The following is an 823-nucleotide window of genomic DNA, read 5'->3' as shown; positions in this document are numbered from 1 at the left end:
TGCACAATGGGCGCAAGCCTGATGCAGCCATGCCGCGTGTGTGAAGAAGGCCTTCGGGTTGTAAAGCACTTTCAGTAAGGAGGAAAGGTTAAGTGTTAATAGCACTTAGCTGTGACGTTACTTACAGAAGAAGCACCGGCTAACTCCGTGCCAGCAGCCGCGGTAATACGGAGGGTGCGAGCGTTAATCGGAATTACTTTTAGCTTTGCTTAATCAGCGTAGCGCTCCGTGTCAGTGGGGTCGCATTATAGGGCGGCGAATAAAAAGCGCAAGCGGTTTTTGAGGAAAAGTGATAAAAATAGATTGTTCGGATATTTATTAAGCTAATCCTCTTAAAATTTCAACTTTTATAACATTTTAACAACCGCCTAGAATGTAAAAGGCTGGCAACATAAGCGAAGCGAACACACTCTTTTTGCACAAGGTAAATTAGGTGCAAAAGTTTAATTGGGGTGCAAAGGGTTAACGACAGCGAACGCAGTGAGGACGTTTCCTTTGCGCAAGGTGAGATGAGCCATTTTATAGGACGCTGAGGGACTATCTTAAACGTCGGATGGCGCTACGCTTATCACGACCTACAGACCCAAAAACGCAAAAAGCCCATCCGAATGGATGGGCTTTTCACTTAAATAGGAGCTTGGTTCGCTACGAAGTAGGATGTTCTACTCCGTAGCGGCTACTTTCATATGGCAGCAAGGGTGCAAAGGGTTAACGACAGCGAACGCAGTGAGGACGTTTCCTTTGCGCAAGGTGAATTAGGTGCAAAAGTTTAATGACAAAGCACGCAGTGCTTACATTCCTTTTGCGCAAGGTGAAATGAGCC

General features: G+C 46.1%; 1 rRNA gene. It reads left to right on the top strand.

The window, feature by feature from the left end:
- Positions 1-189, top strand: a 16S ribosomal RNA gene (locus tag C2M32_RS03810); the annotation flags it as partial.
- Positions 190-823: the final 634 nt, after the last annotated feature.

This window comes from Pseudoalteromonas sp. T1lg23B, from assembly GCF_002964665.1.
Lineage (GTDB): Bacteria > Pseudomonadota > Gammaproteobacteria > Enterobacterales > Alteromonadaceae > Pseudoalteromonas.
The sequence above is the reverse complement of the archived record's forward strand: the minus strand, read 5'-3'. Positions and strand labels throughout refer to the sequence as shown.